Genomic DNA, 13,579 nt, shown 5'->3' with positions numbered 1-13,579 from the left:
CGCAGAGCTAGCCCGTATAGCTCCTAGCTGGATCAGCCAACCCCGGCATCCTTGACCACCTTCTCGATGAAATCGTGTTTCGCGCGGGTATACTCCGCCCGGCTTGCCGCATGCGTGCCGGCGAGGCCGACCTTCAGCTGCTCATAGGCGCGGGCAAGATCGGGATCGGCGCGCAGCGCATCGCGAAACGCCAGCATGCGGTTCCAGTTCTCGCCGTGATATTCCACGACATGAACGAGATGCGTTCGTGTCTCGCCCTTGATGCCGCGCCCGAAGATGTGATCGTCGGGAACGAGATCGGTGCCGGCATAATCGTATCCGATGCTCTCCATCGCGCCGACGCAGGCCGGGCCGTCGGCGAAGTACCGAATGCCGACCATGATGTCGATGATCGGCTTGGCCTTGATTGATGGGATCGACGTGCTGCCGACGTGCTGGATGTCGATGACGGTGTCGCCGAGCGCCTGGCGGATCGCCTCGGCCTCTTCCTCGTAAGCGTCGTGCCAAAGCGTGTTGGCGTCGGAGAGCGAGACCGTCAGGTTCTTCAGCCCGAGACCGAACGCTTCATCGTCGCGCATGCCGAACCTCTGAGATACCCAAGATGACCTTAATGTATCACGAGGTTCGGCAATTTCGAATCAATCGTGGAAGGCTTCGACGAATTTGCGCCGGCCGAGCATGAAGGCATCGGCGACGTGGCGCAGCGGCGCGAGGTCGACGTCGGACTTGCCGGCCTTGACGATCTCCGCGAAGCGGCGATAGAGCGCGGGATATTCCTCTTCCGGCGCCTCGAACTTCAGTTCTCCGTCGATGGAGAGCTTCGAGCCGCCTTCGGCCAGAACCATCTTGCCAGCCGTCGTCTCGGCGAAGATATCCCAGCTCTGCTTGCCGGTCTGGCGCCAGTCGAACTCGATATGCGCGGGGACGTTGTCGGCATTCTTGAAGTGCAGGTCGGCTGCGATCGGCGCGTCGCGGTTCTCGGGGAACTCCAGCGTCGCGCTCGTCAGGAAGATCGCCTTCGGCAGGATATGCGTGACGATCGACAACGCGTTGATGCCGGGATCGAACACGCCAAGGCCGCCAGCCTGCCAGATCCAGTCCTGATTCGGATGCCACTGGCGCACGTCTTCCTTCCAGACGACGTGAACGCTTTCGATGGTCGTGGATGCGAGGAAGGACTTGGCCGCCTCGACGGCCGCCGCGTAGCGCGAATGCCAGCTGGCGAATAGCGAGACGCCCTTGGAGGCGGCGAGCGCCTCGAGATCGGCAACCTCGCTCAGCGTCGCGCCCGGGGGCTTTTCGAGGAACACGTGCTTGCCGGCCGAAAGCGCCTTGTGGGCGGCCTCATAGCGATACTGCGGCGGCATGCACAGCGACACCGCGTCGATCTCGGGCACGGCGTCGAGCATCGCTTCGATCGTGGTGAAGCTCTGGATGCCATCGACCGTGCCGTGACGGCTCGCCGTGGCGATCAGATTGAAGTCCGGGTTCTTGGCGATGGAGGGAAGGTGCTGGTCGCGGACGATCTTGCCGACGCCAACGATGGCGAGGTTGATGGGTGACATGCTCTTGGCTCGCGTTCGGTGTTTCGCTCAATAGTATGATTATTGGCGGCTGTTGTAGCAGAAAGACGCCGACGGGCAAGCGTCGGCGTCTGTCGCGGGTCTGGAATTCACCTGCGAATTACAGGGATGCCATGACGGTCGGCGCGACCGGCTTCTGGAACTTCAGCGTCACCACCTTGTAGCCATCGGCCTCCAGCTTGGAGAGCAGCGTCGGAAGCATGGTCGCCGTGCGTTTGTGGATGTCGTGCATCAAAATGATGCCGCGTCCGCGCTTGTAGACGAGGTCGAGCGTTCGCTCGGTCACGGCGGCGGGCGTCGTGTTGAAATAGTCCTTGCTGTCGACATCCACGTCCATCACGACCATGTCGCGAATGCCGATCGCGGAGCGAAGCTTCGAGCTGTCGGCAAGATACGGGAAGCGGAAGAAATTGACGTCGACGCCGGTGGCCTTGGTCACGGCCGCCTGGCCGCGCACAACCTCGGCCATCGCCATGTCGAAGGTCAGTGCGGAGAGGTTGTCGTGCTTGTAGGTGTGACTCCCGATCGCATTGCCATCGGCTGCGACCTTGCGGGCGAGGTCGGGATGCAAGGTCGCCATTTCGCCGACCATCATGAAGGCGCCCTTCACGCCGAACTCGTCGAGCGTCGCCAGAACGCGGTCGGTACGGCCCGGGATCGGACCATCGTCGAAGCTGAGAATGACTTCCTTGTCCTGCAACTGGATGTCGCGGATCGACGACACGGTCATCGTCCGTCCGGCGAGATGGTGCTGCTTGCCAGATACGACCGATCCGGATCGCTCGGCTGTATCGCCGCGGATCGTGTTCTTGCTGCCTTCGGGCGCGAGGATGGACGAAGTCTTGATCGTCGTGTCGGGCGCGGGCTGCTTTGTCGTTTGGCAGCCGGCGAGCGCGGCGGACAAAAGAAGGCCGGCGTAAAGGGCGAAGCGGTGCATGAAGAGTGTCTCAACAAATCAGTAATGAATGTTGAGACAACCTTGAGGATTATGGTTAACGATCAGTTTCTTTCGCTCGCCCGCGCGCTGACAAATGTTAGGTTCCGGGCGCTTGGGTAACGGCTGTGGCTATCCTGCCATAGCCTCCTCGTATTCGGACGAAAGCTCCAGCCATTGTTCTTCGGCCGCGCCAGTTTGGCGGCCGCTTCGCCGCGCTGCTTTGCCTTCTCGGCGGCCTTGGCCGGCGCCTTCTCGTAGAGCACCGGATCCGCAAGTTCCGCATCAAGACCCTGAATCAGTTTCTCCAGCTTGCCCGTCAAGGATTCGATTTCGTTGATCTTTTTCTTGAGTGGGGCGAGCGAGGCGCGCCGGTCGGCATTGAGCTTGCGCTGGTCGGCCTTGGTCGCTGTCTCCTCGAGCAGTTGCGGCTTCTCGTCCTTCTTCTTGCCGGAGGCGACGATCAGATCGCGATACTCGTCCATGTCGCCTTCGAAGGTGGTGACCGTGCCATTGTTGACCAGCCACAGCCGGTCGACGGTCGCCTCGATCAGGTAGCGATCGTGCGAGATCAGGATGACGGCGCCGTCATAGTCGTTCAGCGCCTCGATCAGCGCGCGGCGGCTGTCGATGTCGAGGTGGTTGGTCGGTTCGTCGAGAATGAGCAGGTTCGGCGCGTGGAAGGCCGCAAGCCCCATCAGCAGGCGCGCTTTTTCGCCGCCGGACAGATCCTTGGCGGCCGTCGCCATCTTCTCGGTCGCCAGCCCCATCTGCGCGACGCGGGCCCGCACCTTGGCTTCGGGCGCTTCCGGCATCAGGCGGCGCACATGCTCGACCGGCGATTGGTCGGGGATGAGGTCGTCGAGCTGGTGCTGCGCGAAGAAGCCGATCTTCAGGCTCGGCGCCAGCTTCACTTCGCCGCTTTCGGCCGAAAGCCTGCCGGAGATGAACTTCGCGAAGGTCGACTTGCCGTTGCCGTTCGAGCCGAGAAGCGCGATGCGGTCGTCATTGTCGATGCGAAGGTTGAGCCCCTTGAGGATCGGCTTGCCCGGCTCGTAGCCAACGGCACCGCCCGAAATGGCGACGATCGGGGAGGCGGGCTGCTTTTCCGGCTCGGGGAAGGTGATCGGCTGCACGTGATCCTCGATGACCGAGGCCACGGTGCCCATCCGTTCCAGCGCCTTGACGCGGCTCTGCGCCTGGCGGGCCTTCGAGGCTTTCGCCTTGAAACGGTCGATGAAGCTCTGCAGATGCTTGCGCGCCGCGTCGTTCTTCGCCTTCGCCTTGGTCTGCAGCTCGTCGGCTTCCGCCTTCTGCCGCTCGAACTGGTCGTAGCCGCCGCGATAGATGGTCAGTTTCTTCTGGTCGAGATGCACGATCGAGTTGACGGCATTGTTCAGGAGGTCGCGGTCGTGGCTGATGATCAGCACGGTGTGCGGATAGCGCCGCACGTAATCCTCGAGCCAGAGCGTGCCTTCGAGGTCGAGATAGTTGGTCGGCTCGTCGAGCAGGAGCAGATCGGGTTCTGTAAACAGCACCGAAGCCAGCGCCACGCGCATGCGCCATCCGCCGGAGAAGGACGATGCCGGCCGCGCCTGCGCCTCCTGGCTGAAGCCGAGGCCGGACAGGATGCTGGCGGCTCGCGCTTCGGCCGAGTGCGCGTCGATGTCGACAAGGCGCATCTGGATTTCGGCGATGCGGTGCGGGTCGCTGGCGGTCTCGGCCTCCGCCATCAGGGCGCTGCGCTCCTTGTCGGCGGACAGCACGATTTCGATCAGCAGATCTTCCGTGCCCGGCGCCTCCTGGGCAACCTGGCCGATGCGCGCGTTCTTGGGGATTGTGATCGATCCTGTCTCGGCCCCGAGATCGCCGGTGATGATGCGAAACAGGGTGGACTTGCCGGCGCCGTTGCGGCCGACGAGGCCGGCCTTCGTGCCCGCGGGCAGCGAGACGCTGGCATGGTCGAGGAGCAGGCGGCCGGCAATGCGGGCGGAGATATCGCTAATCGTGATCATGTCCGGCGTTTTGGCCGAAAGCCGCGATCAGCGCAAGAGCTTGAAATGGCCTCTCAGCGCCCGAAGGCCTGCACCGGCAGGCGCCTGTTCGATTGCGCGGCATGCAGCGCGATGCGTGCATTGGCCTGCAACTGCGAAGCCGTCGCCGCGTCGGCGCTCAATGCGATGCCGAGCGACACCGTCAGCCTGGCGTTCTGTCCGGCGTCCGAGGTCGCGAAGACCACGTTCTCTTCCACGGAATTGCGCAGCCGCTCGGCGATCGCCATGGCCTCCTGCATGCCGACATTGGCGAACACGAAGGTGAATTCGTCGCCATCGGTACGGGCCACGAAGTCGTGCTTCTTGATCGACTTGCGGAACAGATCGGCGAGCTTTTTCAAAAGACGGCTGCCGGTCTGCGTGCCGTAGCGGCTGTTCAGCGCCTTGAAGTCGTCGATATCCATCATGATCAGCGCGCTTCCGGCCGAACCTTCCTCGCGCTCATAAAGATCGAGCACGGTCCTGTTGAGCGCGGTGCGATTGGGAAGGCCGGTGAGACGGTCGGTAGAGGACGCCGTTTGAGCCGCGGCGACCCCACGCTCGAGCGCTTCCATCCGATCGACGTCGTGGCGCAGCTTGATCTCGAGGTCGGTCTCGGCGGTCAGGAGACCGTTGAGCGAAGTCGACAGGAATTCCATCTCGCTCATGAAGGACGAGAGGCTCTGGTCCGGGTTTCCGGTGATCGATTTCAGCGCGGTTTCCGCCGCGCGCATGAAAATCTGCTTCTGCCTTACGCCCGCCGTCAAGCGCTCGACAGCATCGCGCATCATCTTGCTCATCTCGGCCTGCGAGGTCTCTCCGACCAGCCCGCAATGGCTGACGAGGCGATATTTGAGGCCGAGTTCATCGAGCGATGGCTGGCGCGGCGCGGCTCCGAGCGAGGCGATATCCTGGGCCAGCGCGGCGTTCTGGCCGACGATCGCCTCGTGAAACAGCTCGTAATTGCGCGGAAGGCCGGAAACGCCGAGACGCGTCATATGCTGGCTGATCCGCTGAATATCCGTGACCGGTGCCGGACGGGATGCCTCGCGTTGCGCCTGCGGGCTCGATGCTGCACTTGCCATGTTGCACTCCTCGCTCGTCGGCCCTGTCCGGCCTCTCTCTCCCCCTATGCATCGGACTGTTTAAGATGGCCTGAATTTGCACCTTTGCCGAGTAAATCTGTTTCCTTGATTTCGCCAACGCGGTTAATGCGGCGTTGAGATCATGCGCTCAGCCATCGTTTGCCCTCCGTGTGCAGGAAGTAGCTGAGATCGAGCGACAGGCTGGGCTTGCCGAGCGCCGTCAAGGTCATGTGGCACTGGCCGCGATGATGTGTCTGGTGGTTGAAAAGATGCGACAGCGCCGGCCAGAGCGGCTGGGTGATCGCACCCGGGCGAGTAACCGGCGTGTAGCTGAACGTGCCCGCGAGCGCCTCGGCATCAAGCGTATCGACCCAGTCGGCGATCCTGCGATCCTCCCGCTCACGTGCCGCGCTGAGCGTCTCGAGGTCTTCGTAAAGGATGCTGTCGAGCGTCGTCGGCGCGTCGCCCGATCCGGTAAAGCGCTTCATCCAGATCCGGTCGGCCGACAGGATGTGGTTGAGTGTCGCGTGTAGCGAGCCGAAGAAGGCGCCGCGGTTTTCGCGGTATTCGGCGTCCGTCAGCTCCGAGGCAGCCCTGTAGACCAGCCCATTGGCCCAGCGGTTGTAATCCGCGAACATCGCGTATTGTTTCAGCATTCTGTCCTCCATCTGGTGATCCGTTCTATCCTAAGTCGCTGACACGACAATGGTTCTGATGCCACCAAGAAATTCCTTCATCGCCTCGCGTCAAACTGTCCCGCTCTGTGACGACCGCGTGAAATTCGCGCAACCCCCTTGTTTTCAGCCTATCGGACGGGTAAACACCGCCCACTTTTCCCCGATGAATGAGGATTATTACAATGGCGATTGAACGCACCTTCTCGATGATCAAGCCGGACGCAACGAAGCGCAACCTGACCGGCGCCATCACCAAGGTATTCGAAGACAACGGCCTGCGCATCATCGCCTCCAAGCGCGTATGGATGTCCAAGCGCGAAGCCGAAGGCTTCTACGCCGTTCACAAGGAACGCCCCTTCTTCGGCGAACTGGTTGAAGGCATGACCTCTGGCCCGACCATCGTTCAGGTCCTGGAAGGCGAGAACGCCATCCTGAAGAACCGCGAAATCATGGGCGCCACCAACCCGGCCAACGCTGACGAAGGCACGATCCGCAAGCAGTTCGCGCTGTCGATCGGCGAAAACTCGGTTCACGGTTCGGACGCTCCCGAGACCGCCGTTCAGGAAATCGCCTACTGGTTCGCGGAAACCGAAATCGTCGGCTGATTCAAAAGCTCAGCCCGCGGGCTGAACCTTTTGAAATGACTCCGAAAGCCCGGCCACCGCGCCGGGCTTTTTCACGTCTTGGGGCAGGTCTCGTCGCTGTGATAATCGACGCTTCCGTCCGCTTTGAACACTTCGGGATTTCGGGTGTAAAGCGGCCCGACCACGAGCGGCTTGCCCGGCATGATCGACTGGTCGACATCGGATGTGACCGTCGTCTTCAGGCTCTGCAACTCCTTTCCTGTGGCATCGACCAACCGGATGCTGACGGCGTAGGGCTTGTCTTTCTTGACGCAGTGCACCGGCGGGCTTTGCAGGCTGATCTTGTCCCAGGCCGGGAAGATCTTCTCGTTGACCACAAGCGGCGCCCCGCCGGCCGGATTTTCGAATTCGGCGATCGCCACCGCGCCTTCAGGCAGCGGCGCCTTCTTGTTCAGCGTCACCAGATAGGTGGCGATCGCGACGCGGTAGTTGAACACGAAGATATGGCCGCTGACCTCTGCGAGCGTGTCGCTCTCACGCTGGCAGGCCGTCAGCGCCAGCATGGCCGATAGCAGGGCCGCTCCAAGCGTTTTCATGAGCCGTTCTCCTCTTTCCGGCGCCGATAGTGCTTGCTCGCCTTGGCGCGGTTGCCGCAGACCGCCATGTCGCACCATGTGCGGCTTCTGTTCTTGCTGCGATCCAGAAACAGCCAGCCGCAATTGCCGCAGATCTTCATCCGCTCCGGTTCGGGCGAGGCGATCAGCCTCAGCACCGAATGCGCGGTGGCGCGATCGATGCCGGCGGCATCGGAGTTGCCACGCAGGACGACCGCTGCCGCCTCCAACAAGTCCGCCAGCAGTCCATCGCTGCCACCGGCGAGAACGCGGTCGCGAAAATAGCGGTCGGTCGCCTCGCGCAGATCAATGAACGCCTGCCTGTCATCCGCCGAAACCGGCGCAACGTCCCCAAAGATCGCCCGTTCGGCGCAGAAATTCGCGGCGGCTCGCGGAAACGCCTGCAGTTGCGCATCGACGGCAAAGCGATCGATGCGGCGCGCCTCGTCGTGTCGCAGCACGACGCTGTTGGCGACATCGAATGCGAGCACGCCGCCGGAAAAGCGATGAGGGGTCCACGAGAAGGTCATAGGTAAAATATAACTGGTAAAAGCAATTTTGCCAGTTATGATTTCAGCGAAATAGGATATGTCGATGGCCTATCTCTTGCAGCAACTGGCGAATGCGGTGCCGCTGGCAGCCCTCTATGCCGCGCTGGCCTTCGGCTATGCGGTGGCATTCGGCGTCACCAAGCGCCCCGACATCACCTATGGGGCGCTCTTCGCCTTTTCGGGACAGATGCTGCTGCTCTTCACCGATTTCGGCTACAACAGGCTCTGGCTGGTCTTGCCCGCGGCGCTCGCGCTCGGCGCTGTGGCCTCGCTGGTCTATGCGGTGGGGGCGGGGGTCTGGATCGGCCGCTCGGTCATGCTGCAGCTGGTGCGCCAGTCCTCGAACACCGTCATCGTCGCGGCGCTCGGCGTCACCATCCTGCTGATGGAGACCGCGCGCCTGGCATCCGACACCCGCAGCCTCTGGCTGTCGCCGTTTCTGAACGGCCATGTCGTCTTCTGGCGGAGCGCCGGCTTCGAGGTGGTGCTGACCGAGATGCAACTGATCAACACGGCACTGATGGGTGTGTTCGTGGCGATCGGCGCCGTGATCCTGAAGCGGACATCCTGGGGCCGCGCCTGGCGCGCCGTCACCGACGATCCCAAAGCCGCCGAACTCTGCGGCGTCAGCGCCGTCAACGTCTTCCTCGTGGCCTACGCGGCAGCCGTGCTGATGGCAACGCTGTGCGGCATCCTCTCCACCGCCTATTACGGCACGATGGACTTCGGCGCCGGGCTGATGTTCGGGCTGAAGGTTCTGATGGTGGCCGCCGTCGGCGGTTATTCGGACCCACTGAAATCGGCGGGCGGCGCGGCCGGTCTCGGTCTGGCCGAGACATTGTGGACAGCCTACGGCCCGTTCCTCTGGCGCGACTTGGTGGTCTTTTCGCTGCTTGTGTTGCTGCTGGTGCTCAGTCGGCGCGAGCGGGTGATCCCGTAGTCACTTCCATTTGTCGCGCGCGGCATCGTCGTGCCGCTTGGCCTCGACCCATTCCCGCGCGACGCCGTCCTTGCCATGCTCCTTCTTCCAGAAGGGCGCCGACGTCTTCAGAAAATCCATCACGAAGTTCGCGCCGTCGAAGGCCGCTTGGCGGTGCGGCGCGGCGGCGATGACGAGCACGATGTTCTCGCCTGCCGCGATCTTTCCGTAGCGATGAATGGCCGTTAGGCCTATCAGCTCGAAACGCTCGATCGCCATCTCCGCGATCCGCGTCATCTCCGCCTCGGCCATCCCAGGATAATGCTCGAGCTCCAGTGCATCGAGCGTCCCGCCTTCGTCGCGGCACAAGCCGGAGAAGGTGACGACCGCGCCGATACCCGGCTTGCCCTTGCTCAACAGATCGACTTCGACCTGCAGGTCGAAATCCTCGCGTTGGACGCGGATGGTTGGGGTAGGGCTCATCAGAGAATGCCTGGCTTCGCGGATAGGATGTGCCGCGTGGGCCCCCCTCTGCCCTGCCGGGCATCTCCCCCACAGGTGGGGAGATCACAAGTTGCTTGCACCTCGCGCCGCTTTGCCCGTGCGTTTTGCAGCGGTGTTCTTTGTGTGCTCGATCGGGCGAGCCCAGCCGATCTCCCCACTTGTGGGGGAGATGCCCGGCAGGGCAGAGGGGGGGCTGACTGGCACGGCAGTCATGAACTTAGCCCCCCGTCATCGGCGGAAAAATACCGATCTCCCGGGCATCGCCGATCGGCTCGTCGTGCTCCACATGCTCCTGATCGAGCGCGACGCGGATGACGTCGGGAAACTGCAGCGCGGTCTCGTATTCCTCGCCGAGCGTCTTCAGATGATCGAGAAGATCGGTGACGGTGACGACGGAAGCGGGGAGCGCGATGTCCTCCTCGGCCTTGCCGATCCGCTCGCGCACCCAGGCGAAATAGATGAGCTTGGTCATTCGTCGTTTTCCACGATGTGCTTGATGCCGGCGCGGAAGTAGTCATAGCCGGTATAGATCGTCAGGATGGCGGCGAGCCAGAGAAGCGCGATGCCGGTCATCGTGGTGTAGGGGAAGATCTCGTCGCCGGCCGGACCGGCAAGCAGGAAGGCGATCGCCACCAGCTGCACCGTGGTCTTCCACTTGGCGATGCGCGTCACAGGCACGCTCACCTTCAGCGCCGCCAGGTATTCGCGCAGGCCGGAGACCAGTATCTCGCGGCAAAGAATGGTGATGGCGGCCCAGATCGACCAGCCGGCAATGGTCTGGTCAGCCGCCAGAAGCAGAAGGATCGAGGCGACCAGCAGCTTGTCGGCGATCGGGTCGAGCATCCGGCCGATGTTGGACGTCTGGTTCCATATGCGGGCGAGATAGCCGTCGAGAAAATCGGTGATCGACGCGATGACGAATATCCACAGCGCAACCCAGCGGGCGGTATTGCTGATCGACAGTTTTCCTTCGACGAAGAAGCACAGGACGATGAGCGGAACGGCCAGAATGCGGCCGTAAGTCAGCAGGTTGGGGATATTGTATGCGCGCGATGCCATGAACTGTTCTCTGATTTGATGCGCTCGTAGATGACGGCTTTGCGTGCAAAGCGTCAACATTGTTTCTGTTTTTTCGCTGCCTTTGCGTGGAATTTGCGACTGCTGCCGCCTATTTCGCGGCGTCGTCGTGAAAATGATTGTAAACCTGCTTGGCGACCGTCTCCGAAATGCCTTCCACCGCCATCAGATCCGCCAAGGCCGCCCGCGAAACCGCCTTCGCCGTACCAAAATGCTGGAGCAGCGCACGTTTGCGTGATGGACCGATGCCGCCGATCTCATCCAGCGGATTCTTGACCATCTCCTTCTTGCGCCGCGCCCGATGCGAGCCGATGGCGAAGCGGTGGGCCTCGTCGCGCATGCGCTGGGTAAAGTAGAGCACCGGGTCGCGCGGCGGCAGCGTGAAGCTTTCGCCGCCGGGCAGGAAGAAGCGCTCGCGTCCGGCATCGCGGTCGACGCCCTTGGCAACGCCGATGGCGATCACGCTGTCGGTGATCCCGAGTTCTTCCAGGATCGCCCGCACCGCCGTCATCTGCCCCTGGCCACCGTCGATCAGGATCACGTCGGGCCATGCGGGGAAGGGCATGTCGGCGGCATCAGCCGCCGCGACCGGCTGGCTCCTGTCCGGAATGCCTTCTTCCTTGAGCAGTCGCGTGAATCGCCGCGTCATCACCTCGCGCATCATGCCGAAGTCGTCGCCGGGCGTGATGTCGGTCGATTTGATGTTGAACTTGCGATACTGGTTCTTCACGAAGCCTTCCGGCCCCGCCACGACCATGCCGCCGACGGCATTCGTTCCCATGATATGCGAGTTGTCGTAAATCTCGACGCGCTGCGGCACGTAGGACAGCTTGAACGTATCCTTGAAGCCTTCGAGCAGCCGCGACTGCGACGCGGTTTCCGCGAGCTTGCGCCCATGCGCCTCGCGGGCGTTGCCCATGACGTGATCGACCAGATCGCGCTTCTCGCCGCGCTGCGGCACCAGCACCGAGATCTTGTGACCCGCTTTCTCGGCGAAGGCGGCGGCGAGCAGCTCCATCTCGTCCACCGTTTCAGAAAGCAGGATCTGCTTCGGCACCGGCTTGTCGTCGTAGAACTGCGCCAGGAAGGCGCTAAGCACTTCGGCCCCTGTCAGCTGCGGATCGGCCTTCGGGAAATAGGCGCGGTTGCCCCAGTTCTGCCCGGTGCGGAAGAAGAACACCTGGATGCAGGAAATCCCGCCCTCGTGGTAGATCGCGAAGACATCGGCTTCCTCGACGCCGGCGGGGTTGATCCCCTGATGGCTGGACACATGAGACAGCGAGGCAAGGCGGTCACGATAGACAGCGGCCCGCTCGAAATCGAGATCCTCGGCCGCCTCGTTCATCGCCTCGGCCATATGCGCCTTCACCTTCTGGCTCTTGCCGGAAAGGAAGTCCTTGGCCTCCTGCACCAGTTCGCCATACCCCGCATCGCTGATCTCATGCGTGCAGGGCGCCGAACAGCGCTTGATCTGGTAGAGCAGGCAGGGGCGGGTGCGCGTTTCGAAGACGCTGTCGGTGCAGGTGCGGATCAGGAAGGCGCGTTGCAGCGAGTTGATCGTGCGGCCGACGGCGCCGGCCGAAGCAAAGGGGCCGAAATAATCGCCCTTGCGGGCGCGGGCGCCGCGATGCTTGAGGATGGCCGGCGCGCGATGGTCGCCTGATATCAGGATATAGGGGAACGACTTGTCGTCGCGCAAAAGCACGTTGAAGCGCGGCCGCAACCGTTTGATCAGGTTGGCTTCCAGGAGAAGCGCCTCGATCTCGGTCCTCGTCGTCACGAACTCCATATGCGCGGTCTGCCGCACCATCTGCGCGATGCGGTTGGAGTGCACGCGGCCGAGCGCGTAATTGCTCACGCGCTTCTTCAGGCTGCGTGCCTTGCCGACATAGAGCACGTCGCCGGCCTCGTTGAACATGCGGTAGACGCCGGGGCTGTTCGGCAGCCGCTTGACGAATTCCGCGATCAGGTCGGCGCCGACAAGCCCGGTCTCGTTGCTGCCGCCCTCGTTCCAGTCGATGGCAGAGGCAGCTGGCGCGCCGACGGGCGAGGCAGAGCTTTCGCTTTCCACCTCGATATCGTCGTCGGTCTCGTCATTTTCGTCGTAAAGAACGCCGCCATCCGGCAGCTTCCTTGAATTCATTCCGTAATCTCCGCCACATCGGGCGTCTGCCAGGCAAGATGCTGGCCGCCGTCGAGGGCAATCATTTGGCCGGTGATGGAGGGCGTATCATAGAGGAAGCGGATCGTCCGTCCGAACTCGCCGAATCCCGGCCCCGCCTTCATGATAAGGCCGTCGACCTGCTGCTGGAAGTCCTCTTCGCTCTGTCGGGCACTTCGAACCGTCGGCCCCGGCCCGAGCGCGTTCACACGGATACGAGGCGCGAAGCTCTGCGCCATCGTCTGCGTCGCCGTCCACAGCGCCGCCTTCGACAGTGTATAGGAATAGAAGCCCGGATTGAGCGCCCAAACGCGCTGGTCGATGATATTGACGATCAGCCCCGCTGCACTCTTCGGCAGCTGTTCGGCAAAGGCGGCGGACAATATGGAGGGCGCACGCACGTGGAGCGCGAAATGGTCGTCCCAGGCTGTGGCGTCAAAGTGGTGCGCCGAATCATTGTGGAAGGCCGATGCGTTGTTGACGAGCAAATCGAGCGGTCCAAGCGCCTCAAATGCCTTTTTTATCAGTCCGTTGGTGCCCTCGACATCCTTCAAATCGGCGTGAAGTGCAATCGCGTTTTTGCCGTCCTGCCGCAATTTCGCCGCAAAATTTTCGGCTTCCGCGATGGAACCGTTGGCGTGGATCGCCACGGAGAAGCCGTTTGCTGCAAGATCTTCGACTATCGCCCGGCCTATTCTCTTGGCTGAACCCGTCACCAGCGCTGTTCGAAGTCTTGTCTCGCTCAAAATCCTGCCTCTTCATCCCGCGAACCTCTGCGGTGCTTATATAGGCGGCCGATCAGATCTTATAAATAGGCGTCTTGAGTGTGCGCGAAACTTGGATATTGTGCGTATTAT

14 protein-coding genes and 1 pseudogene are annotated in these 13,579 nt (G+C 62.4%); 2 read left to right on the top strand and 13 right to left on the bottom strand.

Going from position 1 to position 13,579, the window contains the following annotated elements:
• Positions 1-32: 32 nt before the first annotated feature.
• From P3R82_RS18860 to P3R82_RS18835, 6 genes and pseudogenes are all read right to left on the bottom strand, one after another.
• Positions 33-578, bottom strand: coding sequence for a GrpB family protein (locus P3R82_RS18860; protein WP_283194884.1), 546 nt, complete (start codon positions 576-578; stop codon positions 33-35).
• A gap of 60 nt (positions 579-638) precedes the next feature.
• Entirely contained in the window at positions 639-1,565 is a 927-nt protein-coding gene (locus tag P3R82_RS18855) for a Gfo/Idh/MocA family oxidoreductase (protein WP_283194883.1), read from the bottom strand.
• Positions 1,566-1,683: 118 nt separating this feature from the next.
• Positions 1,684-2,520: a polysaccharide deacetylase family protein gene (locus P3R82_RS18850; protein WP_283194882.1), complete on the bottom strand. Its 837-nt coding sequence runs from the start codon at positions 2,518-2,520 to the stop codon at positions 1,684-1,686.
• A gap of 129 nt (positions 2,521-2,649) precedes the next feature.
• Positions 2,650-4,532: pseudogene (locus P3R82_RS18845) on the bottom strand (ABC-F family ATP-binding cassette domain-containing protein).
• A 53-nt stretch (positions 4,533-4,585) separates the two neighbouring features.
• Positions 4,586-5,635, bottom strand: a complete 1,050-nt coding sequence (locus tag P3R82_RS18840; protein ID WP_283194881.1) for a GGDEF domain-containing protein — start codon at positions 5,633-5,635, stop codon at positions 4,586-4,588.
• Positions 5,636-5,775: 140 nt separating this feature from the next.
• Positions 5,776-6,291 carry a DinB family protein gene (locus tag P3R82_RS18835; protein ID WP_283194880.1) on the bottom strand — a complete coding sequence of 172 codons (516 nt, stop codon included), beginning with the start codon at positions 6,289-6,291 and terminating at the stop codon, positions 5,776-5,778.
• A gap of 203 nt (positions 6,292-6,494) precedes the next feature.
• Between P3R82_RS18835 and ndk the strand changes: the two genes are divergently transcribed.
• On the top strand, positions 6,495-6,917 hold the full coding sequence (gene ndk, locus P3R82_RS18830) for a nucleoside-diphosphate kinase (RefSeq protein ID WP_018898730.1): 423 nt from the start codon (positions 6,495-6,497) through the stop codon (positions 6,915-6,917).
• 71 nt (positions 6,918-6,988) lie between these two features.
• On the opposite strand, the gene P3R82_RS18825 is transcribed toward ndk, so the two are convergent.
• Positions 6,989-7,492 carry a hypothetical protein gene (locus P3R82_RS18825; protein ID WP_283194879.1) on the bottom strand — a complete coding sequence of 168 codons (504 nt, stop codon included), beginning with the start codon at positions 7,490-7,492 and terminating at the stop codon, positions 6,989-6,991.
• Complete coding sequence (locus P3R82_RS18820) at positions 7,489-8,040, bottom strand: CGNR zinc finger domain-containing protein (protein ID WP_283194878.1); 552 nt, start codon at positions 8,038-8,040, stop codon at positions 7,489-7,491. The genes P3R82_RS18825 and P3R82_RS18820 overlap by 4 nt, the downstream gene beginning before the upstream one ends.
• Positions 8,041-8,104: 64 nt before the next feature.
• On the opposite strand from P3R82_RS18820, the gene P3R82_RS18815 reads away from it, so the two are divergent.
• Positions 8,105-9,001 carry a branched-chain amino acid ABC transporter permease gene (locus P3R82_RS18815; protein WP_283194877.1) on the top strand — a complete coding sequence of 299 codons (897 nt, stop codon included), beginning with the start codon at positions 8,105-8,107 and terminating at the stop codon, positions 8,999-9,001.
• Here the strand turns inward: P3R82_RS18815 and P3R82_RS18810 are convergent, their stop codons facing one another.
• The 5 genes from P3R82_RS18810 to P3R82_RS18790 all read right to left on the bottom strand — a co-directional run bounded on the left by P3R82_RS18810 (position 9,002) and on the right by P3R82_RS18790 (position 13,468).
• A complete protein-coding gene (locus tag P3R82_RS18810) occupies positions 9,002-9,463 on the bottom strand; it encodes a molybdenum cofactor biosynthesis protein MoaE (RefSeq protein ID WP_283194876.1) in 462 nt (153 codons plus the stop codon).
• Positions 9,464-9,701: 238 nt separating this feature from the next.
• Positions 9,702-9,956, bottom strand: coding sequence for a molybdopterin converting factor subunit 1 (gene moaD, locus P3R82_RS18805; protein ID WP_047513275.1), 255 nt, complete (start codon positions 9,954-9,956; stop codon positions 9,702-9,704).
• Positions 9,953-10,543, bottom strand: coding sequence for a CDP-diacylglycerol--glycerol-3-phosphate 3-phosphatidyltransferase (pgsA, locus tag P3R82_RS18800; protein ID WP_183899565.1), 591 nt, complete (start codon positions 10,541-10,543; stop codon positions 9,953-9,955). Before pgsA ends, moaD begins: the two co-directional genes overlap by 4 nt.
• 109 nt (positions 10,544-10,652) lie before the next feature.
• Positions 10,653-12,704, bottom strand: a complete 2,052-nt coding sequence (uvrC, locus tag P3R82_RS18795) for an excinuclease ABC subunit UvrC (protein WP_283194875.1) — start codon at positions 12,702-12,704, stop codon at positions 10,653-10,655.
• Positions 12,701-13,468 carry an SDR family oxidoreductase gene (locus P3R82_RS18790; RefSeq protein ID WP_283194874.1) on the bottom strand — a complete coding sequence of 256 codons (768 nt, stop codon included), beginning with the start codon at positions 13,466-13,468 and terminating at the stop codon, positions 12,701-12,703. Before P3R82_RS18790 ends, uvrC begins: the two co-directional genes overlap by 4 nt.
• Between the last annotated feature and the right edge of the window lie 111 nt (positions 13,469-13,579).

Source organism: Rhizobium sp. AN80A (assembly GCF_030053015.1).
In the GTDB taxonomy this organism is placed as follows: Bacteria; Pseudomonadota; Alphaproteobacteria; order Rhizobiales; family Rhizobiaceae; genus Rhizobium; species Rhizobium metallidurans.
Note: the sequence above shows the minus strand (reverse complement) of the source record. Positions and strands in the feature narration are given on the sequence as shown.

Bases quoted from the DNA above. Each gene is read 5' to 3' on its own strand.
- pgsA (WP_183899565.1), bottom strand. From the start codon at position 10,543: ATGGCATCGCGCGCATACAATATCCCCAACCTGCTGACTTACGGCCGC.
- uvrC (WP_283194875.1), bottom strand. From the start codon at position 12,704: ATGAATTCAAGGAAGCTGCCGGATGGCGGCGTTCTTTACGACGAAAAT.
- P3R82_RS18825 (WP_283194879.1), bottom strand. From the start codon at position 7,492: ATGAAAACGCTTGGAGCGGCCCTGCTATCGGCCATGCTGGCGCTGACG.
- P3R82_RS18820 (WP_283194878.1), bottom strand. From the start codon at position 8,040: ATGACCTTCTCGTGGACCCCTCATCGCTTTTCCGGCGGCGTGCTCGCA.
- P3R82_RS18850 (WP_283194882.1), bottom strand. From the start codon at position 2,520: ATGCACCGCTTCGCCCTTTACGCCGGCCTTCTTTTGTCCGCCGCGCTC.
- P3R82_RS18855 (WP_283194883.1), bottom strand. From the start codon at position 1,565: ATGTCACCCATCAACCTCGCCATCGTTGGCGTCGGCAAGATCGTCCGC.
- ndk (WP_018898730.1), top strand. From the start codon at position 6,495: ATGGCGATTGAACGCACCTTCTCGATGATCAAGCCGGACGCAACGAAG.
- P3R82_RS18860 (WP_283194884.1), bottom strand. From the start codon at position 578: ATGCGCGACGATGAAGCGTTCGGTCTCGGGCTGAAGAACCTGACGGTC.
- moaD (WP_047513275.1), bottom strand. From the start codon at position 9,956: ATGACCAAGCTCATCTATTTCGCCTGGGTGCGCGAGCGGATCGGCAAG.
- P3R82_RS18835 (WP_283194880.1), bottom strand. From the start codon at position 6,291: ATGCTGAAACAATACGCGATGTTCGCGGATTACAACCGCTGGGCCAAT.
- P3R82_RS18815 (WP_283194877.1), top strand. From the start codon at position 8,105: ATGGCCTATCTCTTGCAGCAACTGGCGAATGCGGTGCCGCTGGCAGCC.
- P3R82_RS18840 (WP_283194881.1), bottom strand. From the start codon at position 5,635: ATGGCAAGTGCAGCATCGAGCCCGCAGGCGCAACGCGAGGCATCCCGT.
- P3R82_RS18810 (WP_283194876.1), bottom strand. From the start codon at position 9,463: ATGAGCCCTACCCCAACCATCCGCGTCCAACGCGAGGATTTCGACCTG.